Source organism: Methylomonas sp. 2F7 (assembly GCF_057126975.1).
Window position 1 is genome coordinate 1,455,410 of record NZ_CP195203.1, and the last position, 23,893, is coordinate 1,479,302.

Below are 23,893 nucleotides of genomic sequence, written 5' to 3' on the forward strand. Positions count from 1 at the left end.
ATTTGGGCACCGTCAAACGAAAGAGGCGGAAACAGACAAGCTAAACCTAATTCTACCGCGCCACATCTCGACTCTACCGAACTCGACCACTGAAAACAAAATATTCCAAAGCTTTAAGCCGAATAGCTCGTTCGCTTTTTCAGCCTCTGTAGATATGCTGCTCACTTTGGTTTATACGCCAAAAATCCAAAATCATGCATATCAAAAACTTTCGAATTCACTGGCGAAATTTTGGAATGCTCGATTTAAGGTATTTTATTGGCATGCCATGGTTTCGTGTGCATACCTTGCAGATACGTGGGTGAGGGCGGAGGTATCGAAGGTAGGTTCCAGACATAACGCGCTGTGAACCCTGGCCTGGAATATGCCCAACAGGGCTTTAAATGTACATCTATGTTTGTGAACGCGCCAACGGGGCAAGAATGTGTGCGTCTTTAGCGGCTGAAACTACGCCAACGTGTTGTGTCGCCATTGCGCTTCCATACCTGCGGATGCTTTGATAAATTGACGATTACGCCACGCGGCACCAATATTAGGCGGCAGTCGATTCGACTGGTCTGGACATAAAAAAAGGGAGGCCTAGCTAGGCCTCCCTTGTGTCGTTAAGCTGGAAGCTTATCGTTTAGCGGTCAGTACGTTTGTATTCGACACGGCGGTTGTAGGCACGGCCTTCATCGGTTTCATTGGTATCGACCGGTTTGGACTCTCCGAAGCCAACCGCTGTCAGGCGCTTGCCTTCCACGCCTTGTTTGATCAGCTCGGCTTTGACCGCATTAGCTCTACGCTCCGACAGTTTTTGGTTGTAAGCATCCTTACCGTAACTATCGGTGTGGCCCTGAATCTCAATGGTCAAACCAGGGTTCATTTTCATCACTTCTACGGCGTTTTGGATCAGTGGGCCGTATTTGGCTTTGACGTCAGATTTGTCGAAATCGAATAACAGGCCGCGAAATGCCCAGCAACCGTCTTTATCGACTATGGCGCCTTTTGGGGTGTCAGGACATTTGTCCACACAATTGCTTACGCCGTCTTTGTCGTCGTCTTGTGTTGAACAATCGGCCACTTTGGGTGTGCCCGCTTTCAGGAAGACGTTTTTAACGAAATCGCTCATGCCTTTAGAGGTGGTAATCGCTTCGGCAGTAGTCGAGAATCCACAACCCGATGCATTGGCCAGTTCTTGCAGCACCGTTTGCCCCGCGGCATCTTGGTCATTGCCGACCCAAACTGTATAAATACACAGCTTGTCCCCGTATTGGGATTTAAGCGCTTCGGCAGTTGGTAGGGGCGAGACTTCCTCGATACCATCACTAAAAACGATTAAGGCAATATTGCCGGGAGCAGCGGTGATATCTTTGCCGGAATCGCTTAGCGCAGTGGCCAGTGGTGTGCCGCCGCTAGAGCATTCGAGAGAAGTAATCGCACTTTCGAAACCGGCTGGAGTGTAATTTTGCACGGCTTGGTTGAGATAAGTCGAGCCCCAAGACAGGCATGGACCAAAACCGAAGCTGCGTAAACCGGATGTCAGCGGCATGACCGGAATGGATTTGTTAAACTTGTTGAGCAGATTTTTTTCGACATCCAGCTTGGTGCCACTGTAATCGGTAGAATTTACATAGGTGCGGCTCATTGACGAAGATGAATCATTAACCACGAAAAAGCTGTTGGTTTTTTGTACCAGTTTTCCGGATTTAACCAGTGCGTTAAGGTCTTCAGGCTGGAAGGCCTGGAAATTATTGCTCGACTGCGTCGCGCAACCGGAAAGCAGCGCTCCGGCCAGAGTGGCCGTGAATAAAAGGTTTCTTTTCATGTTTTAATTCTCCAGGTTGTTATTCTGCATCTACAAGGCCTAGCGTACCGCCTTGGTGTCTTAAGTCTAACATCAATCCCTTATTTTTAAATAGTGCGTTCATCTTATCCAGGCGCCGTGAAATAATGCCGGTTTGTTTTTAATCCGTAGGCTTCCTTGGAGAATGTAATGGGCAAGATTTTAATTTTCTGTGCGATGTTTTTACTTGCTAGTGCGGTAAAGGCTGACAGCGTGAAAGAAATGGCTGAGCACGGTAATGCGCAGGCGCAAGCCAAATTGGCGTCGCTATATTTACTCGGCCGAGAGGGCTTTGAGAAGGATGAACACAAGGCTGCGGAGTGGATGGAAAAAGCCGCGAATCAAGGTCTACTCGATGCCCAGGTAGTCATGGGGGCGATGTACGATAGAGGCATGGGTGTCAGCAGCGACAGAGATAAGGCGACCGATTGGTATGAAAAAGCTGCTAAACAAGGACATGCCACCTCCCTGGCCATATTAGGCAGAAACGACGCAGCCAAAGGCAGCGTACAATTTAATTATCAAGCGATGCGATTAAACGCATCGCGCTCCATTCCCGGCGAATACGCCAAGAAATTTTTAACAACTAAATAATTGACGATGAGTATTAGAACCCGCTTTGCCCCAAGTCCCACCGGTTATTTACATGTTGGCGGTGCCAGAACCGCTTTGTTTTCGTGGTTGTATGCGCGCAAACACGGCGGCAGATTTATTTTGCGAATCGAGGATACCGATCTTGAGCGTTCCAGTCAGGAGTCCGTGAATGCAATTCTGGAAGGCATGACTTGGTTAGGCTTGGAATATGACGAGGGCCCTTTCTATCAGACGCATCGTTTTGATCGTTACAAAGAAGTGATTCAGCAATTGCTGGCGCAGGGCGATGCCTATTATTGCTATTGCAGTCGCGAGGAGTTGGAGGTTTTACGCGAGCAGCAAATGGCCAACAAGGAAAAGCCGCGTTACAACGGTAAGTGTCGGCAGGGTGTTGAAAATCCGCAAGGTGAGCGGGTGGTGCGCTTTAAGAACCCGGAGCAGGGCGAGGTTATCATCGACGATCTGGTGAAAGGTCGTATCGTTGTCGCTAACAAGGAGCTGGATGATCTGATTATTGCCCGTTCCGACGGCACCCCGACCTATAACCTGACGGTGGTAGTCGATGACATGGATATGGGGGTTACTCATGTGATCCGTGGTGACGATCATGTCAATAATACGCCCAGACAGATTAATATTCTGAAAGCCTTGGGTGCGCAATTGCCGGTGTATGCGCACGTGCCGATGATTTTAGGTTCGGACGGTGCGCGCCTGTCCAAACGTCACGGTGCGGTCAGCGTGATGCAGTATCGCAATGACGGGTATTTACCCGAGGCTTTGTTGAACTATCTGGTGCGATTGGGTTGGTCGCATGGTGATCAGGAATTGTTTTCCTTAGAAGAGATGGTGGCGTTGTTCGAGTTGGAAAAAGTCAACGTTTCCGCGTCCACGTTTAACACCGAGAAGTTGTTGTGGTTGAATCACCAGTACATCATGAACAGCGATCCGGCGCATGTTGCCAGACATTTGGCTTGGCACATGGGGGAGCGCGGTATCGATCCGACCACCGGTCCGGGATTGGTGGATGTGGTTAAAGCGCAACGCGAACGTTGCAAAACCCTGGTGGATATGGCAGCCGAAAGCGAATACTTTTACAAGGAATTCGACGCTTACGAAGAAAAAGCCGCCAAGAAGAATTTCAAAGCGGGCGTGGACGATGTATTGCAACATTTACTGGCGCAATTTAACGCTATCGGCGATTGGGAAGCGTCAGGCCTTCATCAAGTGGTATTGGATAGTGCCGAGCAATTGCAGCTTAATCTGGGTAAAGTCGCGCAACCCCTGCGCGTAGCGGTTTGTGGCAGTGGTGTATCGCCGGCTATTGATCTGACTTTGGCTCTATTAGGCAGAGAGAAAACCTTGCGCAGAATAGAGCGAGCCATCCGATACATAAAGAATGTAGAAAAGTCCTAGACAAAGTTCTGAATATCCGTATAATACGAGGACTCAACTACGGGGCCATAGCTCAGCTGGGAGAGCGCTTGCATGGCATGCAAGAGGTCAGGAGTTCGATCCTCCTTGGCTCCACCAAATAATAGTTGATTTAGTCCTGAGTCCCCATCGTCTAGTGGCCTAGGACACCGCCCTTTCACGGCGGTAACCGGGGTTCGAACCCCCGTGGGGACGCCAATTTGGCTAAAGTCGGTTAAGCCGGCAATTCGTATTAAAGAAGTCATTCTTAAAAAATAGTCTTAGTCCCCATCGTCTAGTGGCCTAGGACACCGCCCTTTCACGGCGGTAACCGGGGTTCGAACCCCCGTGGGGACGCCATCAATTCTTAAGGTTATAGCTCTGGCACAGTAGCAATATGCGGTGCCAAGTTTGCTATGCCGTCTGTGTTAATTCAATATCTTAAGTCGAATCGCTATTTCTCTGGGATGTAGCGATTAGTTTCTTCTGTGCTGATCGCTTTAGTAGGGCTGTTTGATCTCGCGAAGCGTAAGGGTAAGCCTAAGTTGCTGATTTAAGTTTACCCTTATGGCGAATCAGAAAGATCTAATTTCGCAAATCGATTTGAACTGTACGCAGGGTTATCTGAAGCCTTAGGTGGACGGATGGCCGGCCTCAATCATTACTTTTAGCTTAGAGCCCGGTTTGATGTCCGCCTTGTTTTTGGGAACGTTATTCCATTTGCGGAGCTCGGTGACGTTGACGTTAAATTTCTTTGATATCTGTGCCAATGTGTCGCCGGCTTTCACCGTGTAGCTGATTTGCTTGATGGAAGGCGCGGTCGATGCCACGGTTATACTGCTGCTGGTTTTCTTGATAGTCAGTTTTTGGCCGGGTTTCAGCGCCGCTTTTTTGGGTAATTTATTCCAACTCACAATATCGTCTTTATCAACAGAAAAACGTTGCGAGACATCCCATAGGGTATCGCCTTTCTTAACCGTATATTGTTGTTTGCTTGATTGAGCAGGCGTTGGTGTGGATTGTTGCGATACTGCAGCAACAGCCGGTGTGGTTGGTTCGCCCTTTTGTGAATGAAAAGAGACCGGGATTAACAGGATTGAGCCTTGGGCAACCGTATCGTCGTCAAGATGATTGACATTGATAATCTCTTCGACGCTGGTGCTGTGTTTGCTGGCTATGCTTTTTAGAGTCTCTTTCTTGCCCACCGTATGGTGTTCCCATTTGATTCTCTCTTGGTGTGGCAATTCAGCCAGTTTTTCTTTAAAAGAATCGGCTTTGCTTACCGGAATCAGCAGATGTTGCGCGCCGTTCGGATCGGTGCTCCAGCGGTTATAGCCAGGATTGAGCTTTAAGAAATCATCTAGCGGGGTTTGTGCCATTTCGGCGGCTTTACCCAAGTCGAGCTGGGACTTTACATCGACCAATTCAAAATAAGGTTGGTTGGCGAATTGATGCAGATTGACGTTGTATTTTTCCGGGTTGGCAAAGATCTTGGCGATTGCCAGCAGCCTGGGTACGTAAGCTGAGGTCTCGTTGTTCAAGTCCAAGGACCAGAAGTCGGTAGGCTGTCCGCGCTCGAGGTTTCTATCCACGGCGTTTTTTATATTGCCTTTGCCGGCGTTGTATGAGGCGAGAGCAAGTAACCAGTCGTTATTGAAAGTCTCGCTCAGTTCTTTCAGGAAGGTGGTGGCTGCTTGAGTCGATTGCACTACATCGCGTCGTGCGTCATACCAGCTGTTCTGTTTTAACCCGTAAAGACGCCCGGTAGGCGGAATGAATTGCCAGAGACCGGATGCTTGAGCTGGCGACATTGCGTCAGGTCTGAAAGCGCTCTCAACCGCAGGTAACAGTGCCAGTTCTCCGGGGATATTTTTCGCTTCAATTTCGTTGAGGATGAAATATAAATAGGGCTCGGCGCGTTGTTGTACCCTGGTCAGATATTCAGGGTTTCTAAGATACCAGTTTACTTCGCGGTCGATTCTGGCATTATCGATTTCCGGTAAGGCATAAAGAGACAGCATCCTATCCCAGATGGTGGCGTGCTCTTTTGCTTCTACCTGCTTGTTGTGGATTTTTCCGGCATTGCCATTACGGGTAAATACGGAAAACTTGCTAGTTGATGATTGGCTTAGATGGTCTTTTTGCGCATGTTGGCTACAACCGGTTGCTAGCAGAATAGGCAGTAGATAAGACAGATGACGGCCTGATTTTTTGGAAATTGAGCGGGGCATTGTCTGAACTCGCTAAAATAAAAAAATTAGATCCTAGCATGGCTTTCTAAAATAGCCAAAAAAACATACCCTTAGCGGCGGTTAAATGAAGAGACAATTTCTATTTGCGTTGTACCAAACCCCACGGGGTAAGCTACTGCAAACCATGGAAGCCAACTATCTGCGAAGATCAATAACGGTGAGTTGTAAGCAACAACAACTCCAGATCGGTGGTTTAGGTTGGGAAAATGAGTTCGTCGATTTTTCCTTGTATAGGAATTATCTAATTCTGGACGGCAAGGCCTTGGGTGATGCTGGCGCGTTGAAGGTGACCGCTAAAGCATTTAACTTGCCTATTCAAACTGAATCGATGGACTTAGTCATACTTCCGCACATTTTAGAGTTTGACGCACGGCGATTTCAAACCCTGCGCGAAGTCAATCGCGTGTTAAAGCCGGGCGGCGAATTGGTCATGCTGAATTTCAATCCGTTCAGCATGTCGGTACGTTTCCAGTTTTTATGGGACCGGAAGCTTGCGGAATCTTGGCGGGCGCATTTCATTACCAAAGCGAGGGTTTTGGATTGGTTGAAATTGATGAACTTCGAATTGTTAACGACCGCCGAGTTTGGACTAGACAGCTATACCATCGCTCACGGTAAATTCGAATTTAGCTTTGCGTCTTTGTTTGCTATGGCTTATGGCATTAAAGCGGTGAAGAGGCAATATACATTGATTCCTTTGACCGCGACGCAGCAACGCCGAAGCAATTTGGCTGCGGTTGGATTAGGTTTGAAATCGAATTTACATAGATAGGTTGACCATGACTGAAGTGATTGTTTACACAGATGGTGCATGCAAGGGCAATCCTGGGCCCGGAGGCTGGGGTGTGCGCTTGGAATATCGAGACAAAGAAAAAGAACTATGCGGTGGTGAACCTGAAACGACGAACAACCGGATGGAGTTGGTAGCCGCAATACAAGCTTTAGAAACTTTAACTAAGCCTTGCAGCGTCAAATTGCACACTGATTCCAAATATGTTTTGCAAGGCATTACCGAATGGATGGCTAACTGGAAAAAGCGGGCATGGAAAACTGCGGCAAATAAACCGGTGAAAAACGAAGATTTATGGCGACGTTTGGATGCTGCGATCCAGCGGCACAACATCGATTGGATATGGGTGAAAGGACATGCCGGGGATGTTGGTAACGAGCGTGCCGATCAGTTGGCCAACCTGGGAATCGAACGATTGTCTCGCCGCTAAACTACTTAAAATCAGGAAAACACATGTTAGGTTCGATAGCTGCCGCGTTAGTCGGCATTTGGTTTTTCAACACCGCGGCACGCTCGGGGCGTCCGGCTGTGTCATGGGCGGTGTCGGGTGTGGTGGTGTATTTTTTGGCGGCGCTGCTCTGGACTTTGGCAATTACGCCCGGTGTCAAAGATGCTGCAAGTCACAGCCAGAGTGCTGCGCTGATTTTTATCGTTCGATATGCCTATATCGGTTTTGGCGTATCGGTGGCGGTTTTGCTGAATGGTTGGTTGAATAAATCCGTCGACTCTGAATAGCGCGCCAGTGTCAAATTGGTCGGTCTATATCATTCAGTGTGATGACGGCAGCTTATATACCGGTATTAGTATCGATGTTGAGCGACGTTTCCACCAGCATCTGATGCAAAAAGGGGCCAAATATTTCAGAAGTCGGCAACCTCGGCAGCTGGTGTTTGTCGAAGCGGGGCATGACCGCGTCTCGGCTTCCAGAAAGGAAGCGTTGATCAAACAAATGAAACGTTCCGAAAAGCTGGAGCTTATCGCAACTTACAGTCGTTAAGTCATTAATTGCAGCTATTTTACGGGAGGGAAAGTTGTTTTGTTAATGCGGATAGATTTGAGAATGATTTGCATTAATTGTTGTAGGGGTTTTATACTCGAGTCTCAAATTCTTGGAGACCGATATGAAGCCATTAAACTCAAAACTTAGCGCCGCGATCTCGGCGATTGTCGTCAGTGCAGGGGTAAACGCTGCGGGAATTCCCGCCGAAAAGCCGCAGACCATGGATGAAATGTGGAAGATCATTCAGGCACAGCAGCAGCAGATTGACAGCATGACTAAAAAGCTGGAAGCGGTCGCGCAAAAAGCGCCCACCGGTGAAGTCAGCAATTTGGAGCGTAAAACCAATGTATTGACGGAGGAAGTGGAAAAGCTGCGTACCGAGTTGGTGGTGCCGGAAAAAGTCGAATACAAAAGCGCATACGGTTTAGGTCCTGCCGCCTCGAAGGTGTATCAAGTAGGCAAGGGTCTGTCCTTAGGTGGCTATGGTGAGGCCAATTATCAGGCGCGGGTTGATGATCAGGGCGGGCGTAATGCGGCAACCGGTACCGTCACTAATCCGGACAATACAGATTTCGAACGACTAGTCATTTATGCGGGTTATAAGTTCACTGACAGCATACTGTTCAACAGCGAAATAGAGTTCGAACATTCCTCAACTGGCAATAACGGATCGGGTAGCACGGGCACCGTCTCCGTTGAAATGGCCTCCTTGGATTTCTTCATCGACCCGTTGGTCAACGTCCGGGCCGGGATGGTGTTAATGCCGATGGGCTTTATCAACCAGATACATGAACCGCCGTTTTTCTTCGGTAACAATCGTCCCGAAGTCGAAAGACGCATTATTCCCAGCACTTGGCGTGAAAACGGTGTGGGATTATTCGGCGAATTGTTGCCGGGCCTGACGTATACGACCTACGTGGTTAACGGTATGAACGCTAAGAATTTTGGCGCTGACGGCATTCGTAGCGGCCGGCAATCAGGAGGACAGGCGTTGGCGGAAGATTTGGCTTATGTCGGTCGCGTGGACTATGCGCCGCCTATGTTACCCGGCGTCATGGTGGGCGGCTCGGCGTATGTCGGTAATTCCGGGCAGAATCAGCTGTATAACGGGCGGCAACTTGAAGTAGCCACGCAACTTTACGAAGCGCATCTGCAATGGAAATACCGTGGCCTGGAATTTCGGACTTTGGGTTCCTGGGGGCATATCGGCGATGCAGCCTTGCTGAGTGTCGCCAATGCTAAAAGTATCGGTGAAGAAAACTATGGTTGGTACAGCGAAGTCGGTTACGACATATTGCCACACTTTGCGCACGATACGACCCAGTATCTCGCCCCGTTCGTGCGTTACGAGCGTATGGATACTGTTGCCAGCGCTTCGACATGCGCAAATGCCATTTGTCGAGACGATCTGACCAGAGACGTCGAAATCTACCAAGTCGGCCTCAACTACAAACCCATTCCCAATGTCGTGATCAAGGCCGATTACCGTAATTTCACCCAAAAATCCGGCACCTCTCCCGACGACTTCAATTTGGGCGTAGGCTTTATTTTCTAAAGTGGGCGGATAGTTGTTTGTTAAGCCCCGCCGGTTCATACGGCGGGGTGCATCGGTATATAATGCCGTCTCTAAATTGCTTATGCGCGTATCGGCTTGGCAAATTGTTTGCCGGTCTCTATCATAGCCGCCGTATTGTTCACTCCCTGGATTTTTCCCACTCATGCTGATTTCAAAAACTCGTCGGCTTATGCTGACGCTGCTGGTTTTTTGTTTAACGAGCGTAAACCTTGCCGCCGCTGTGTTTTACAGCAAGGACGAAGCGATGAAGCTGGCCTTCGGCGACGACGCGACCGTGGAAATGCAATCGTTGTTTCCCACGCCGGAGGAAGTAGCGCAGATCGAACAGCTAGCGAAGGTCAAGCTGGAATCCAATCTGTTCAGCTTTTATGTGGGCAAGAAGCAAGGCGCCGTGATCGGCTATGCCGCCATTGAAGCGCACACGGTTAGAACCAAGCCGGAAACCTTGCTGGTGGTATTAACGCCGGAAGGCAAATTACGTAACGTCCATACGCTGGCGTTTCATGAACCGCCGGAATATCAACCGCCGGAACGCTGGATGGCCTTGCTGGCGAATCATTCCATCGAAGAGTTGAGCCTGAATCAAGATATACAAGGGGTGGCCGGGGCGACGCTCAGCACCCGTGCCGCAATTAATAGCGCCCGAAAGGTACTGGCGATTTATCAAGTTCTCATCCAAAACAAGCCACACTGATGCGTTTTTTTGTTACCGGCGAACAGAATCGCCAGCTGCTGATCAATACTTTGATCTTGATGTTCTTGGCCTATGTCGCCTTGTTGTGGATCAGCAATGGTCTGATGTATTTCCATAAAATGAATCTCACACCGGAGTCGGTCGTTTCTTACTATTTGGGCAACGAGCAAGAGTTTAACGAGCCGAAAAGCTATCAAAGTCTGCTGGAAGTCAGTCATTTTCATTTGTTTGCAATGGGGATGTTGGTATTGACACTGACGCATCTGATGCTGATGACCTCGTTGCCGACGCTGATGAAAGTCTGGATTAGCGCGATAGTTTATGGTGCGGCGATAGCCGATGAAGCGGCTGGGTGGTTGGTGCGTTATGTCGATCCGGCTTTTGCCTATTTCAAAATCGCCGCGTTTTTATTACTGGAAACATCCTTGTTCCTATTGATCGTCATAGTCAGTTTGTCGTTGATTGAATCGCGTCGGCAATTGCGTTAAAAACGTTTTCCTCGTTGTCACTATTTAATTAATCGGCGCACTCTGCCTGTTCGCTACTGTCCTATCAACGGGTAGGCCGGTAGCTGTATATATTGTCTAGCGCCGCGCCACTCTTCATCCGAACTCTTTGAATCCAACCCCCGGAGCAGAATCATGAACAAACATTTACAACAAGTTAGAGATTTTCACCGGAAATTCGCTATCAAGCAGCCCGACGATGGCGAAATCGGGCATTTGTCCGACATGGATATTGTGATGCGTCAAGCCTTATTGCTGGATTGCGGTAGCGAGACATTTAAAGCCATTGCCAGCGGTGACCTGATCAAAATTCTGGGTGGGCTGGTGGATTTATCCTTTAATGCGCTGGCCGCCATCGCGTGCAGGGGTGACGAGCTGGTAAGCGTGTCCGCCAACTGGCGGCAAGACGGCACGGTGCTGTCAGTGATGCGGGTGCTGTCCGAGAAAATCAATTTATGTACTTCCGGCGAGACCGTGCATTATTCGGGCTTATATGCTATTTGCGCGCATTTATCCCAGCGTTTTGTGAATGCCGATTTCGATGAAGCTTTTCAAATCGTGCATCAACAGTTAATGAGTGGGCGCGGCGGCGAGCGTTTGGATTTAAGTCCGGCGCTATTCGAATAACTGCGAGTTTCACTATGGCAAAACAACGCTACACGCTGGGTTTCGTCGGCATCGGTCTGATGGGGCAACCGCTAAGCCTGCGGCTTCTGGAGGCGGGTTTTCAGCTCAATGTCTGGAATCGCACTGCTGCCAAATTGGATGTGGTGGCTGGTGCGGGTGCTAAGGTCTGCGGCAGTGTCGGTGAATTGGTAAAAGCCTCCGATATGGTGATTTTGTGCCTGGCCGACACCATGGCCGTTGAAGCGGTGGTGACGGAACAAATTATTGTTAACGGCGCTGTCGATAAATTGGTAATAGATTTGTCCAGCATCCATCCGGAAGCCACCCGGAGTATCGCGGCGACATTGCAGGCCGCGTGCGGCATGCGCTGGGTGGACGCGCCGGTATCCGGAGGTACGGCCGGGGCAGAGCAGGGTAGTTTGGCGATTATGGCTGGTGGTGCTGAACCGGATATTGAAATTGCCAGAGAAGTATTGCGGCCGCTGTATAGCCGTTTGACGCATATGGGGCCGGTCGGCAGTGGTCAGACCACTAAAATCTGTAACCAGATGATCGTCAGTTGCAATGTGCTGGTTATCGCGGAAATGATGGCGCTGGCCAACTCTGCCGGCGTCGATGCTGCAAAAATTCCCGAAGCGCTGGCCGGTGGCTTTGCCGATTCCAAGCCACTGCAAATCGTCGGACCGGAAATGGCGGATCAGCGTTTCGAACCGGTAAAGTGGCGCGTGAAAACTTTATTGAAAGATTTAAATATGGCCGTCGATTTAGCCGGCAAACAGGGTAGTGCGATACCTATGTCGGGCTTGGCTGCGCAACTAATGCAATTGCACGGCAGTGGCGGCTTTTTGGACCAAGATCCCTCGACGCTCATAAAACTGTACGCCCAAGACTAATGCTGCGCTTTACCGCCAATCTGAGTTTATTGTTTACTGAACTGCCGTTGCCGGAACGGTTTCAGGCGGCTAAACAGTGCGGTTTCGATGCAGTGGAAATCCAGTTTCCCTACTCGCTACCCGTCGAACAAATCCACGATATATTGGATCAACTGGATTTGCAGTTGGTGTTGTTCAATGTCGATGCCGACACTTTGCTGCAAGGTGGCGAGGGTTTGGTGGCGGTTCCGGAAAAACGCGATCAATTTAAAACCGCGGTAGAGCAGACGCTGGCTTATGCCGCGCGATTAAGGCCAAACCTTATAAATGTGCTGCCCGGTTGCTGCCTTGATCCACAACGCTTGGGTGAATATCAAACGACTTTGCTGGAAAATCTGGCTTACGCCGCTTCAGCTTTTGCCGATTTGGGTATCAAAACCGTATTCGAAGCGGTCAATAGCTATGACATGCCCGGTTTTATCATCGACACCGGCCAACAGATGCTGGATGTGCTGGCTAAAGTCGATCATCCGAATCTATCCATGCAATATGACATTTATCACATGAGCCGAATGGGCGAAGATTGTGGCGGTTTTTTACGTCAACATTTGGATAAGATAGGCCATATTCAATTTGCCGACTGCCCAGGCCGCGCTCAGCCGGGCACCGGCGCCGTGGATTTCGATAGCCTGTTCAACATTATCGCGACGTCGGACTATCAAGGTTGGGTTGGGGCCGAGTACCGGCCGACCGCTGGCACCGTTGCCAGTTTGCCTTGGTTGAAAACCTACTCGATAAAATAATCGGGCGGTATAATCGCTTGGCCTTACTCACCTGTTGATTGCCATGTCCAAACATAACTTCACGATACATCACGCCAGTTTGATCGTCTCCGATACCGAGCAATCGCTGCTTTTTTACCGCGATGTGTTGGGAATGGAGCAGACTGAACGGCCGAATCTGCCGTTTCCGGGTGCCTGGTTGCAAATCGGCGCGCAGCAAATACATTTGCTGGAATTGGATAATCCCGATCCTACCACCGGCAGGCCGGCGCATGGCGGCCGTGATCGGCATGTGGCCATGCATATTGATTCGGTTGACGCCTTGCGCGAAGATCTGGAGCGGACCGGTACGGCTTATACGGTGAGTATCTCAGGCCGCAAGGCGCTGTTTTGCCGCGACCGTGACGGAAATGCGCTGGAGTTTATTGAGCGGCCTTGATGCCCATGTTCGGACGGCTTTTTTATGGCGGACTACTGATAGGCAGCCTGGCGATGCTGCTGTTTGTGCTAGGGTTTGTCTGTTTGCAGTTTGGTTTGGCTTTGCTGATGGGTTTGTTTTATCTGTTAGCCAGTAAAGTCATGTTGCTGGCTTTGGCTCTATTGGCTTTGCTTGGTCTGATGATGTTATTTAAGGCGGTTTGCCGCGAACTGCGCGGGTATTTCAGCCGCGAATCGGCGGCGGTGCGGCAACTATTGTCTTTACAGGTTCGCCAGCAAGATCTGGCGCGGCGCAAGTCTGCCGAATGCCGACAATTAAGTTATTGGCACAGATTCAAGCGGCAACGCCTGCTGGTAGCCGATAACCGCAAACAGGCCTGGGCCTTATCTGTGGCAATTAGCCATGAATTGCAAGCGGTGCGGGCGCAACTGCCGGCCGCTCGATATAAAAATCTGCGTAAATCCTTGCGCACGTATCGTAAACAAGCCGATTCCGCGGCGATGCTGGCTTTGCGCCAACAGCTCCATGTCGCCGATTAGTCGCTGGCTGGGTGACGCACTGGCGTTTTTGCGGCGCAGTCGCGACGACAATCTGCAATGGCATTTATCCAGGCACGAAGATGTCGCCGAACTGCGGCAAACCAAGGCGCTGGCGGAACAGGCTTTGGTGGCGCAACTGAAAAAACAGTCACAGCAATTGGCTCATGAGCTGGCCGTCAATAAAGCCCGCAACAGCAACGAGCTGGCGATGGTGAAAACCCAATGTCAGCAGGATTTAAAAGACTATCAGCAATATCTGCAATCACTGGATAAGCTGAAGGAGTCTTTACGCAGTAGTTACGCCCATCTACCGGAAGCGGTGGCGTTCACTATCCACCATCACGCCAAGCAGTTATTGAATCGAATGTGGGATGCCCAAGACCCGCAGGAAAAAATGAAAATCGAAATGCAATTATTGCAGTTCATGACAGCGGTACATGAAGACAGCCAGAGGTCTTTGCAAGGCGAGAGCAAAGACGGTTTGCCGCAGCGGGCACTGGCTTTTATCGATGCCGATTTGGCGGACTAGATCGGCTGGAAATAGCCTTCGATGTCTCTGACCATTTTCTTGTTCAGCGCAAACATCACCACGTGATCACCTTCCGCGAATACGGTGTCGTGATGCACCGGAATCACTTCCTTTTCGCGAATCAGCGCCCCTAATATCACGCCGTCCGGTAAGTTGACCTGATCTACCCGCAAGCCAACCACGGAGCTGGAGTTCTTGCTGCGGTGAGCAATGGCTTCGATTGCTTCCGCACTCCCGCCGCATACCGAGCTGACGCCGACCACGTCGCCTTTACGCACGTGTTTGAGGATGCCGCCCAAGGTTTCCAGTTTCGGTTGAATCGCCAGATCGATCTCCGTGCCGTCCAATAATTTTAGGTAGGAATTATTGTTGATCAGGCATATAGCCTTTTTGGCGCCGAGTTTTTTCGCCAGACCGGCGGCAATCAGGTTGATGCCGTCATTATTGGTAATCGCGCAGAACAAATCGATGTCTTCGATCATTTCTTCTTGCAGTAGCGATTCGTCGGTACAGTCGCCGTGTAGAATTAAGGTGTTACGCAAATCGTTGGAGATTTCCCGCGCTCGCTCAATGTCTTGCTCGATGACTTTGACGTGGTAGTTTTTTTCCAAGGCAATTGCCAGCCGCTTGCCGACGTGGCCGCCGCCGGCCAGCATAATGGTTTTGATCGGCGATTCCAGTTTATGCAGATCCACCAAGGTTTTACGGACCTTATCGCGGGGGCAGACAAAGAATACTTCGTCGCCGGTGGCGATCACCGCCTCGCCGTTTACCGCGATGGCTTTACCGTCGCGGAAAATCGCGGCGACCCGGATCATGCTGTCGGCCAGTTTTTCTTTCACGGCATGGATGCGTTTACCGGTCAGAAAGCCGGTCGGCACCACGCGAATCGAGAACAGCCTGACCAAGCCGTCGGCAAACTCCGACACATGCAGCGCGCCGGGGTATTTGATCAGATTATGAATGGATTCGGTGACCACCTGCTCAGGGCTGATGACAATATCAATACCGCCCGGCGCAAATAATTCCGGGTGGTTTAGAAAGTCGATGGCGCGCACCCGGGCGATGGTTTTGGGTTTGCTGTACAGGGTGTTAATCACCTGACAGGCCAGCATATTGGTCTCGTCGCGGTCGGTAACCGCAATCACCATGTCGGCGTCCTGAATACCGGCTTGTTCCAGCACGCTGGGATGGGCAGCGTTACCTTCGACGGTGGCTATATCCAGGCGGCCCTTCAATGCGGTGAGCAATTGGGCATTTTTATCGATAACGACAATATCGTTTTCTTCACTGGCCAATGCGCCGGCAACCGAAGAGCCGGTAACGCCGGCACCGAGAATCACTATTTTCATAAGTTTTTAAAGCCAGTAATGATGTCGAATGCTTGTCGCCACAAGGGCCGAAGCCGGCGAATTATACGCTGATCGATAGGCTTGTCCATGTTCCAGCGAGCGCAGACTTTGCTTTGATGGAAATCGCCCAATTGTGGAGTTAGGCTGCGGCTGCAAAGCAAAAATCGCGTTTTAAATGGCCGATAGCGGTATTTAAATAGCCGATTTACAAAAACCGGCTGGTCAATCGTCCTAGCTTGCCGGGCTTGTTTTCTGGTCACAGCTGCCCCATACCGTTTATAATCGCAAACTTTGGTTCACTCTCACTCTGGAAATATCATGCTGGGTAAGCTGGTTAAATTGGTAGTTGGCAGCCGCAACGACAGGCTGGTCAAGAAGAAACGCAAGTTAGTCAAGAAAGTCAACGCGCTGGCCGCCGAATACGAAAAATTATCCGATGCGGCGTTACAAGCCAAGACGCAGGAATTTCGCGACCGCCTGGCCCAAGGCGAAGACTTAGACAATTTACTCCCAGAAGCCTTTGCCGCCGTGCGGGAAGCCTCGACCCGCGTATTTGGCATGCGGCATTTCGACGTGCAGTTGATCGGCGGTATGGTCTTGCATAGCGGCAAGATAGCCGAGATGAAAACCGGTGAGGGTAAAACCCTGATGGCCACTCTGGCCGCCTATTTGAATGCCTTGCCGGGTAAAGGCGTACATGTCGTTACCGTCAATGATTACTTGGCCCGCCGCGACGCGGAATGGATGGGCAAACTATACGGTTTCCTGGGCTTGACCACCGGAGTCATCGTCAGCGATTTAACCCACGAGCAACGCCAGGTTGCCTATGCGGCGGATATTACTTACGGCACCAACAACGAATTTGGTTTCGATTATCTGCGTGACAACATGGCCTTCAGCCTGGAACAAAAAGTCCAGCGAGATCTGAATTTTGCCATCGTCGACGAGGTTGACTCGATTCTGATCGACGAAGCCAGAACGCCGTTGATCATCTCCGGCCAGGCGGAAGGCAGTACCGATATTTACCTGAAGACCAATCAAATCATTCCTTACCTGACCAAACAGGAAAAAGCCGACGATCCGGAGAAACAGGATCAAATGCCCGGTGATTATGCGGTGGACGAAAAGTCCCGGCAGATTCATTTAACCGAAGCCGGTTACGAACATGTGGAACGCTTGTTGGCGGAGCACGGCTTGATAGCGGACGGCTCGACCTTATACGAAGCCGCGAATATCCGCTTGATGCACTACCTGAATGCGTCTTTGCGGGCGCATGTGCTGTTCCAGAAGGATGTGGATTATGTGGTCAAGGATGGCCAAGTTATTATAGTCGACGAGTTTACCGGCCGAATGATGAGCGGTCGGCGCTGGTCCGAGGGTTTGCATCAAGCGATGGAAGCCAAGGAAAACGTGACCATTCAAAACGAAAACCAAACGCTGGCTTCGATTACCTTCCAGAATTATTTCCGGCTTTACAACAAGTTGTCGGGTATGACCGGTACTGCGGATACCGAAGCGTTTGAGTTGAACAAAATCTACGGTCTGGAAGTGGTGGTTATTCCTACCCACAGACCGATGATACGCAAAGACAAAGGCGATTTGGTTTATCTTTCGGCGCGGGAAAAATACAACGCCGTCATCGAAGATATCAAGGATTGCGTGCAGCGCGGCCAGCCGGTCTTGGTCGGTACGACGTCGATAGAAAACTCTGAATTGATTTCCCGGATGCTGCAACAACAAAACATCCGCCATGAAGTCTTGAATGCCAAACAGCACGAGCGCGAAGCGCACATTATCGAAAATGCCGGTATGCCGGGCGCTGTCACCATCGCTACCAATATGGCCGGTCGCGGTACCGACATCGTGCTGGGTGGTAATCTGAATGCCGAACTGGCAGCCTTGGGTCCGGATGCCAGCGAAGCCGATAAAGAGCGAGTACGCGCTGCTTGGCTGGAAAGACATGAAAAAGTGTTGGCTAGCGGTGGTCTGCATGTGATCGGTTCGGAACGCCACGAATCGCGGCGGATCGACAACCAATTGCGTGGCCGTTCCGGTCGGCAGGGCGACCCCGGCTCCACACGGTTTTATTTGTCTCTCGAAGACGACTTGATGAGGATTTTCGCGTCCGAACGGGTAGCCAGCTTGATGCAAAAACTGGGTATGGAAGAAGGTGAAGCTATCGAGCATCCTTGGGTGACGCGTTCCATCGAAAGCGCGCAACGCAAGGTGGAGAATCGTAACTTCGATATTCGCAAAGAAATTCTGGCTTACGACGACGTCGCCAACGATCAACGTAAGGTTATTTACGCGCAGCGCAATGAATTGATGGCTGCCGAAGACATCAACGACATTATCAACGCGATTCGTGCCGACGTACTGAACGACGTCATCACCGAATACATCCCGCCGAAAACCATGGAAGAGCAATGGGATGTGCGTGGTTTGGAAACGCATTTGCAGCAAGAGTTTAATCTGCAGATGCCGTTAATGGAAATGCTGGAGAGCGACCGTACACTGAACGAACCGAAATTGCGCCAGTTGATCATCGAAAAAGCCGAACAAGAAAGTCGTGCCCGTGAAGAGGCCGTAGGCGTGCAAGTGCTGCGGCATTTCGAGAAATCGGTCATGTTGCAAGTGCTGGATAATAGCTGGAAAGAACATTTGGCGGCGATGGACCAATTGCGCCAAGGTATTCATTTCAGAGGCTATGCGCAAAAAGATCCCAAGCAGGAGTACAAGCGCGAGTCGTTCCAAATGTTTACCGGCCTGTTGACGCATATCAAACAGGAAGTGGTAGGCATACTCGCCAAAGTGCAGGTGGCGCGTGAAGAGGATGTTCAAGCTATCGACGAACAACGCCAAGCACCGCTGGAAATGCATTACGAACACGCGGAAGCTCACTCCATTTTTGAAGAAGAGCCGGCGGCACAAGCAGCTCAGTCTGACTCAGACTCGGAGAGCGCGGAGCAGCCTTTTGTCAGACTCGGCAGCAAAGTGGGCCGTAACGACCCATGCCCTTGTGGTTCGGGTAAAAAGTACAAGCAATGCCACGGCAAATTGAACTAATGTTTAACCGCGACGCTTCAAACCGGGCGTCGCGGCTGCCCGACAATTCGATTTAGAGGGCCTTTCTGCATCGCTTTCAGCCTTGCACAATCAAGCGGCCCACGGCTTTTAATTTTCACTGTCCTCAAGGGTAAGCACTATGCCGCATAGAGTCTTTAATAAGAGTAATCCCGCCGCCGATATTACCAAGCTCCCCAAGTTGGGCATGGAAAAAAAGCATTTCATCGCCGATTTCAAACACTATTACAGTCATCGTCTCGGGCGCGATCAAAACTGCCGTTCTCCGCATTACGCCTACGAGGCCTTGTCCTTGGCGATCAGCGACCGTCTGGTCGAACGCTGGAAAAAAACCTACAACGTCTATCGGGACTCCGACTGTAAAAAAGCCTTCTATCTGTCGATGGAGTTTTTGATGGGGCGCTCGCTGAGCAACGCCATGTTGAATCTCGGGGTTGACGATATCGTGACGCAAGCACTTTACGATTTGGGTTTGGAAGCTGAGGAACTCATCGAAAGCGAACCGGATGCCGGTTTAGGTAACGGTGGTCTGGGACGCTTGGCCGCGTGTTTCATCGACAGTTGCGCCACCTTGCAATTGCCGGTCACCGGCTACGGTTTGCGTTACGAATACGGTATGTTTTCGCAACAAATCGTCAACGGCGAGCAAGTCGAAAAACCGGATCATTGGTTGCGGATGGGCAATGTTTGGGAAATCGAGCGTCCTGAGTACATGCACCGCATCAAGTTTGGCGGCCACACGCAAACGCACATCGACGAAAAAGGCAACAAGCGCACCAGCTGGCTGGATACCCATGACGTGATTGCCATGCCTTACGACACGCCGGTGCCAGGGTATAAAAACGGCACGGTCAATACCTTGCGCTTGTGGAAAGCCATCGCCACGGAAGAGTTCAATTTACAAGAGTTCAATGCTGGCGATTATGCCGAAGCGGTGGCCGAGAAAAACACCGCCGAAAATATTACGATGGTGTTGTATCCCAACGACGCGAACGAAAACGGCAAAGCCTTGCGCCTGCAACAACAATATCTGTTGGCGTCCGCCAGTTTGCAGGACGTCATCGCTAACTGGGTGGGTCGCCACGGTAATAATTTCAGTAAATTTGCCGAAAAAAACTGTTTTCAGCTCAACGATACCCATCCCAGCATCGCGGTGGCCGAGCTAATGCGCTTGCTGATGGATATTCACGGTCTGCCTTGGAAAGAAGCCTGGCACATCACTCGGCACACGATGGCCTACACCAATCATACCTTGTTGCCCGAGGCCTTGGAAAAATGGTCGGTCAATCTGATGCAGCATTTGCTGCCGCGCTTGATGGAAATTATTTTTGAAATCAACGCGCATTTCATGGCGGAAGTGTCCGCGCGTTGGCCAGGCGACAATCCACGTATGGCGCGGATGTCCATCATCGAAGAAGGTCATCAAAAACAGGTGCGGATGGCATTTTTGGCCATCGTCGGTAGTTTTTCGGTCAACGGTGTCGCCGAATTGCATTCCAAGTTGTTGCAGGAGGGCTTGTTTAAAGACTTTTTCGAGCTCTGGCCGCAAAAATTTAATAACAAAACTAACGGTGTGACCCCCAGACGCTGGCTGGCCGGTTGTAATCCGGAATTGGCCGAGTTTATCACCGCAACTATTGGTGATGGCTGGATTACCGACCTTTCTCAGCTGTCCAAATTAGCGCCTTACGCCGAAGACGCCGCGTTCAGGCAAAAATGGTACGACTTAAATCGGGCCAGCAAACAGCGTCTTGTTGATTACAAAAAAGAAGAACACGACATTGAGATCAATGTCGATGCCTTGTTCGATGTGCAGGTTAAACGCATCCATGAATACAAACGGCAAATTTTGAATGTGCTGCATGTGATTCATCTTTATGATCGGATAAAACGCGGCGATACGCAAAACTGGGTGGATCGTTGCGTCTTGATCGGCGGCAAGGCCGCGCCTGGCTATGTCATGGCGAAAAAAATCATCAAGCTGATAAACAATGTCGGCAATGTCATTAATGAAGATCCGGAAGTAGGCAACAAGCTGAGATTGGTGTTTATGCCCAATTACTGCGTATCGGCGATGGAGAAAATCTGTCCGGGCGCGGATTTGTCGGAACAAATTTCGACTGCCGGTAAGGAAGCGTCCGGCACCGGTAACATGAAATTTATGATGAACGGCGCGCTGACCATCGGTACGTTGGATGGTGCCAACATCGAAATTCGTGAAGAGGTCGGTGCCGACAATTTCTTCCTGTTCGGCTTGACCGAAACCGAAGTCGAGGCGCTCCGGCCGCATTACGATCCGCAATGGTTCATCAATCAGGACGGCGATTTACAAGGCGTGATGCGCTTGTTGGAATGCGGGCATTTCAATCAGTTCGAGCCGGGGATTTTCGACGACATCATTGCCTCGATCAAAAGCCCGCATGACCCTTGGATGACAATCGCCGATTTCCGCAGTTATCTGGAAGCGCAGAAGCGTGTTGAGCAAACTTGGCGCGATCAAGAGCGCTGGACCAAAATGAGTATTCTCAATACAGCGGCCAGCGGCAAGTTTTCCACCGATAGAACGATTAGCGAATACAACCGCGAGATTTGGAAACTGTCGCCGGTGGACGTGGAAAAATACTGAAGCAATGCTGGATATTGTCTTGTTCGAGCCGGAAATACCGGCCAATACCGGCAATATAATCCGTTTATGCGCTAACACCGGTGCGCATTTGCATTTAATTCAGCCCTTGGGGTTTGATTTGGACGACAAACGTTTGCGTCGCGCCGGGCTGGATTATCATGAATGGGTGAACATCCGCCAGTACGGTTCCTTGCACGATTACGTCGAAAAAGCCAAGCCCCAGCGTTTATTTGCGTTAACCACCAAAGGCCAAGCCGGTTACAGTGAGGTACGATATAAAGCTGGAGATGCCTTGTTATTCGGTCCGGAAACCCGCGGTTTACCGGCCGCATTTCTGAATCAACATCCGGCAGCGCTGCAACTGTATTTGCCGATGCGTAAGGAAAGTCGCAGTCTTAATCTATCCAATACCGTTGCCATAGTGCTTTACGAAGCCTGGAAGCAATTGAATTTTGTGGATGCGGCTCGTTGACTTAGTGACGGTTCAGCGGGTCGGTTTTCAGCGCCCGCAGCAACGTTTAAATTTCTTGCCGCTGCCGCACGCACAAGGCGCATTCCGGCCGGTTTCCGTGCTTATCGTGACTTTGCCCGCGGCTTTGATGACACCGTCCAGATAGAGCCAGCGCGAATCCGTCTTCACGAAACGACTGATTTCGTGCATGAAATAGTCTTCGCCGTCCTGTCGGTAAAAAGCCTTAAACTCGACCATGCCTTTGCTGTCGTGCGTACCGCCTTTCTTAGTGTCGACTATAACGAGTTTTTGCCACTGCGCGGTTTCCTTGGAAAAATCGATTGCTGCGGGGCGTTTGCTTGTTTCCCAAGTATTTAATAAATAGTCCACGTTGCGTTGGGCATAAGCGCTGAAACGCGAGCGCATCAAGGCTTCTGCCGTTGGCGGGAAGTGTTCGCCGCTGTGATAGCGGCCGCAGCACTCCAGATAATGCAGGCCGGAGCCGCATAAACAAGTTTCGGTGTTGTCGGTGATTGTCGTCATAGCAGCTGATTTTACCGAAGTAGATAAGCCAAAAGCCAATCTTCGCCGCTATCATGACGGATCACGTCTGCTGAGTGACCGGGCCAATACATCATAGGTTGCCGGGCTTGCTATGATAAATCTCAATACTTTGACGCTTTACGATGAGCGCATTTTCAGGAGGCTGCATTGAAAGTCGCATTAAATACACAGATTTTTCTCGGTGCCGTGTTTGGCGTCCTGCTGGGATTAGGGTTCGCCAAGCTTGGACCGGAAGCAGCCCTTACAAAACAGGGTATCTACGTTTGCGGTCTCTTCAGTAACTTATTCATGGACTTGCTGAAAATGGTATTGGTGCCTTTGGTATTTACCTCTATAGCGGTCGGTGTCGCCAATTTGCGCATGCACAGCCAACTGCACCGGGTTTGGATGTCTACGCTGGGATTTTTCGCAGTGTCCATGGTCTTGGCCATTTTGTTGGGCTTGGGCGCGGCCAATTGGTTCGAGCCGGGTAAGGGCCTGAATCTGGACCTGTTTCAGAATGCCGGCCAGGGTTTTGCCGCCAAGCAGATGACGTTTGCCGAATTCATCGCCAGTTTTTTACACGGCTTGTTTGTCAATCCGTTCGCGGCGCTGGCGCAAGCCAACGTGCTGGCGATCGTGATGTTTGCGTTGTTGCTGGGCATAGCTTTGGTAGTTGGCGGGGACCGTTATCGAAACATATTGCTGTTAATGCAGGAATGCTTGGAATTGATGTTGCGCTTGGTCGGCTGGATCATGCGGCTGGCGCCGTTCGGCATCATGGCACTACTGGCACAGTTGCTAGCGACGCAGAACATGGCTTTGTTAAGCAGCCTAGCCGAGTTTGTAGCGGTTGTGGTGGGCTCGACATTGCTGCATGGCTTCGTCGTGTTGCCGCTATTGTTATTTCTAGTTACCAAAATCACGCCGTTAAAGTTTTTTCGCGGTTCTCGGGAAGCATTGATGACCGCGTTTGCCACCAGTTCCAGCTCGGCGACCTTGCCGGTCACCTTGCGCTGTGTTGAACAGCATCTGCATGTCAAACCCAGTATTGCCGGGTTTGTGGTGCCGTTGGGTGCAACCGTCAACATGGATGGCACCGCGCTTTACGAAGCGGCTGCCGCGCTATTTGTGGCTAATTTGGCGGGTATTGAGTTGGATTTGGCTCAGCAATTGATCGTGTTTTTTACCACGATGATCGCCGCCATCGGCGCGCCGGGTATTCCCAGCGCCGGCATGGTGACCATGATAATGGTGTTGCAGTCGGTAGGTTTGCCGGCCGAAGCCATTGCCATATTGTTACCCATAGACCGCTTACTCGATACCGTGCGGACCATGGTAAATGTCGAGGGCGATATGGTGGGCAGTTTGGTGGTACAACGCCTCAGCGAACGCTAATCGG

General features: G+C 50.6%; 23 protein-coding genes and 3 tRNA genes. 22 read left to right on the top strand and 4 right to left on the bottom strand.

The window, feature by feature from the left end:
• Nucleotides 1-622: 622 nt before the first annotated feature.
• Entirely contained in the window at nt 623-1,807 is a 1,185-nt protein-coding gene (locus ACR64Q_RS06640; protein WP_313734032.1) for an OmpA family protein, read from the bottom strand.
• 168 nt (nt 1,808-1,975) lie between these two features.
• Here ACR64Q_RS06640 and ACR64Q_RS06645 point away from each other — a divergent pair, with 168 nt between their 5' ends.
• The 5 genes from ACR64Q_RS06645 to ACR64Q_RS06665 all read left to right on the top strand — a co-directional run bounded on the left by ACR64Q_RS06645 (nt 1,976) and on the right by ACR64Q_RS06665 (nt 4,189).
• Entirely contained in the window at nt 1,976-2,419 is a 444-nt protein-coding gene (locus ACR64Q_RS06645) for a tetratricopeptide repeat protein (RefSeq protein WP_026604280.1), read from the top strand.
• 6 nt (nt 2,420-2,425) lie between these two features.
• On the top strand, nt 2,426-3,832 hold the full coding sequence (gltX, locus tag ACR64Q_RS06650; protein ID WP_313734033.1) for a glutamate--tRNA ligase: 1,407 nt from the start codon (nt 2,426-2,428) through the stop codon (nt 3,830-3,832).
• Nucleotides 3,833-3,873: 41 nt separating this feature from the next.
• A tRNA-Ala gene (locus ACR64Q_RS06655) sits at nt 3,874-3,949 on the top strand.
• A 23-nt stretch (nt 3,950-3,972) separates the two neighbouring features.
• Nucleotides 3,973-4,048, top strand: a tRNA-Glu gene (locus ACR64Q_RS06660).
• Nucleotides 4,049-4,113: 65 nt separating this feature from the next.
• Nucleotides 4,114-4,189, top strand: a tRNA-Glu gene (locus ACR64Q_RS06665).
• Between the two features lie 272 nt (nt 4,190-4,461).
• Here ACR64Q_RS06665 and ACR64Q_RS06670 read toward each other — a convergent pair.
• Nucleotides 4,462-6,060 (bottom strand): lytic transglycosylase, encoded by a 1,599-nt coding sequence (locus ACR64Q_RS06670; protein ID WP_026604282.1) that lies wholly within the window; start codon nt 6,058-6,060, stop codon nt 4,462-4,464.
• Nucleotides 6,061-6,145: 85 nt separating this feature from the next.
• Here ACR64Q_RS06670 and ACR64Q_RS06675 point away from each other — a divergent pair, with 85 nt between their 5' ends.
• From ACR64Q_RS06675 to ACR64Q_RS06735, 13 genes are all read left to right on the top strand, one after another.
• Nucleotides 6,146-6,853, top strand: coding sequence for a class I SAM-dependent methyltransferase (locus tag ACR64Q_RS06675; RefSeq protein ID WP_020485720.1), 708 nt, complete (start codon nt 6,146-6,148; stop codon nt 6,851-6,853).
• Nucleotides 6,854-6,860: 7 nt separating this feature from the next.
• A complete protein-coding gene (gene rnhA, locus ACR64Q_RS06680; RefSeq protein WP_036276424.1) occupies nt 6,861-7,301 on the top strand; it encodes a ribonuclease HI in 441 nt (146 codons plus the stop codon).
• 23 nt (nt 7,302-7,324) lie between these two features.
• Nucleotides 7,325-7,606 carry a hypothetical protein gene (locus ACR64Q_RS06685; RefSeq protein ID WP_313734034.1) on the top strand — a complete coding sequence of 94 codons (282 nt, stop codon included), beginning with the start codon at nt 7,325-7,327 and terminating at the stop codon, nt 7,604-7,606.
• A 7-nt stretch (nt 7,607-7,613) separates the two neighbouring features.
• Complete coding sequence (locus ACR64Q_RS06690; protein WP_313734035.1) at nt 7,614-7,868, top strand: GIY-YIG nuclease family protein; 255 nt, start codon at nt 7,614-7,616, stop codon at nt 7,866-7,868.
• A 124-nt stretch (nt 7,869-7,992) separates the two neighbouring features.
• On the top strand, nt 7,993-9,426 hold the full coding sequence (locus tag ACR64Q_RS06695) for a porin family protein (protein ID WP_313734036.1): 1,434 nt from the start codon (nt 7,993-7,995) through the stop codon (nt 9,424-9,426).
• Between the two features lie 163 nt (nt 9,427-9,589).
• The gene (locus ACR64Q_RS06700; RefSeq protein WP_082880017.1) at nt 9,590-10,141 is read left to right on the top strand and encodes an FMN-binding protein; all 552 of its coding nucleotides are present in this window, start codon (nt 9,590-9,592) and stop codon (nt 10,139-10,141) included.
• On the top strand, nt 10,141-10,629 hold the full coding sequence (locus ACR64Q_RS06705; protein ID WP_020485726.1) for a hypothetical protein: 489 nt from the start codon (nt 10,141-10,143) through the stop codon (nt 10,627-10,629). Before ACR64Q_RS06700 ends, ACR64Q_RS06705 begins: the two co-directional genes overlap by 1 nt.
• 153 nt (nt 10,630-10,782) lie before the next feature.
• The gene (locus ACR64Q_RS06710) at nt 10,783-11,274 is read left to right on the top strand and encodes a nucleoside triphosphate pyrophosphohydrolase family protein (protein WP_313734037.1); all 492 of its coding nucleotides are present in this window, start codon (nt 10,783-10,785) and stop codon (nt 11,272-11,274) included.
• A 14-nt stretch (nt 11,275-11,288) separates the two neighbouring features.
• Entirely contained in the window at nt 11,289-12,167 is an 879-nt protein-coding gene (locus ACR64Q_RS06715) for an NAD(P)-dependent oxidoreductase (protein WP_313734038.1), read from the top strand.
• Nucleotides 12,167-12,949 (top strand): hydroxypyruvate isomerase family protein, encoded by a 783-nt coding sequence (locus ACR64Q_RS06720; RefSeq protein ID WP_313734039.1) that lies wholly within the window; start codon nt 12,167-12,169, stop codon nt 12,947-12,949. Before ACR64Q_RS06715 ends, ACR64Q_RS06720 begins: the two co-directional genes overlap by 1 nt.
• Nucleotides 12,950-12,992: 43 nt before the next feature.
• A complete protein-coding gene (locus ACR64Q_RS06725) occupies nt 12,993-13,367 on the top strand; it encodes a VOC family protein (protein WP_020485730.1) in 375 nt (124 codons plus the stop codon).
• 5 nt (nt 13,368-13,372) lie between these two features.
• The gene (locus tag ACR64Q_RS06730; RefSeq protein WP_313734041.1) at nt 13,373-13,906 is read left to right on the top strand and encodes a hypothetical protein; all 534 of its coding nucleotides are present in this window, start codon (nt 13,373-13,375) and stop codon (nt 13,904-13,906) included.
• Nucleotides 13,893-14,435, top strand: a complete 543-nt coding sequence (locus tag ACR64Q_RS06735; protein WP_020485732.1) for a hypothetical protein — start codon at nt 13,893-13,895, stop codon at nt 14,433-14,435. Before ACR64Q_RS06730 ends, ACR64Q_RS06735 begins: the two co-directional genes overlap by 14 nt.
• Here the strand turns inward: ACR64Q_RS06735 and trkA are convergent.
• On the bottom strand, nt 14,432-15,787 hold the full coding sequence (trkA, locus tag ACR64Q_RS06740; RefSeq protein ID WP_020485733.1) for a Trk system potassium transporter TrkA: 1,356 nt from the start codon (nt 15,785-15,787) through the stop codon (nt 14,432-14,434). The two genes, ACR64Q_RS06735 and trkA, sit on opposite strands and share 4 nt — an antisense overlap.
• Nucleotides 15,788-16,105: 318 nt before the next feature.
• Between trkA and secA the strand changes: the two genes are divergently transcribed.
• The 3 genes from secA to trmL all read left to right on the top strand — a co-directional run bounded on the left by secA (nt 16,106) and on the right by trmL (nt 21,969).
• Nucleotides 16,106-18,853, top strand: coding sequence for a preprotein translocase subunit SecA (secA, locus tag ACR64Q_RS06745; RefSeq protein WP_026604295.1), 2,748 nt, complete (start codon nt 16,106-16,108; stop codon nt 18,851-18,853).
• Between the two features lie 139 nt (nt 18,854-18,992).
• Nucleotides 18,993-21,497, top strand: a complete 2,505-nt coding sequence (locus ACR64Q_RS06750) for a glycogen/starch/alpha-glucan phosphorylase (protein ID WP_483823292.1) — start codon at nt 18,993-18,995, stop codon at nt 21,495-21,497.
• 4 nt (nt 21,498-21,501) lie between these two features.
• Nucleotides 21,502-21,969, top strand: a complete 468-nt coding sequence (trmL, locus tag ACR64Q_RS06755) for a tRNA (uridine(34)/cytosine(34)/5-carboxymethylaminomethyluridine(34)-2'-O)-methyltransferase TrmL (RefSeq protein ID WP_483823293.1) — start codon at nt 21,502-21,504, stop codon at nt 21,967-21,969.
• Nucleotides 21,970-21,996: 27 nt separating this feature from the next.
• Here trmL and ACR64Q_RS06760 read toward each other — a convergent pair whose 3' ends face one another.
• The gene (locus ACR64Q_RS06760) at nt 21,997-22,491 is read right to left on the bottom strand and encodes a YchJ family protein (protein WP_483823294.1); all 495 of its coding nucleotides are present in this window, start codon (nt 22,489-22,491) and stop codon (nt 21,997-21,999) included.
• A gap of 168 nt (nt 22,492-22,659) precedes the next feature.
• Here ACR64Q_RS06760 and ACR64Q_RS06765 point away from each other — a divergent pair, with 168 nt between their 5' ends.
• The gene (locus ACR64Q_RS06765; protein WP_026604298.1) at nt 22,660-23,889 is read left to right on the top strand and encodes a dicarboxylate/amino acid:cation symporter; all 1,230 of its coding nucleotides are present in this window, start codon (nt 22,660-22,662) and stop codon (nt 23,887-23,889) included.
• Nucleotides 23,890-23,893: the final 4 nt, after the last annotated feature.